We start from the raw sequence: 520 nt of genomic DNA on the forward strand, positions 1-520 counted from the left end.
TAATATACTTCATAGGGTGTTTTCCAGTTTAAGCATTTACGAGGTCGTTTATTTAACTCTAATACTTTTTCTTGAATGACATTATCGGGAGTATCCGTTATATCCATACTTTTAGGAAAATACTCTCGTAGAAGTCCATTCGTATTTTCATTTGTACCACGTTCCCATGGATGATGTGGTGCTGGAAAATAGAAAGGAATGCCTCCTAACGCATTAGTAATCTTGCTATGTTGGGCAAACTCCTTGCCTCGATCTGGTGTAATTGTTTCTTTAGGTTGACTTGATAGCATTTTTATCATTTTATCAGATACTTCATGAGAAGCTTTTTTAGCTACTTTTTCACATAAGAGAAACCTACTTTTTCTATCTGTGAGGGTTACAAGACAAGCTTTACCTGTTTGACCAGCAACAGTATCAGCTTCCCAATCACCTATACGTTCACGATTATTTGCAATCTCAGGACGTTCTTCTATAGGATAGCTGATACGAATTTTTCCACGTGTTTCAACATGCCCCTTTG

At 36.9% G+C, this 520-nt stretch carries 1 protein-coding gene; it reads right to left on the reverse strand.

Annotation, left to right across the window (positions count from 1 at the left end; all coding sequences use genetic code 11):
• On the reverse strand, nt 1-520 hold a 520-nt coding region (locus tag H8718_RS20440; RefSeq protein ID WP_249334889.1), incomplete at both ends, for an IS30 family transposase.

Source organism: Zhenhengia yiwuensis (assembly GCF_014384995.1).
In the GTDB taxonomy this organism is placed as follows: domain Bacteria; phylum Bacillota; class Clostridia; order Lachnospirales; family Cellulosilyticaceae; genus Zhenhengia; species Zhenhengia yiwuensis.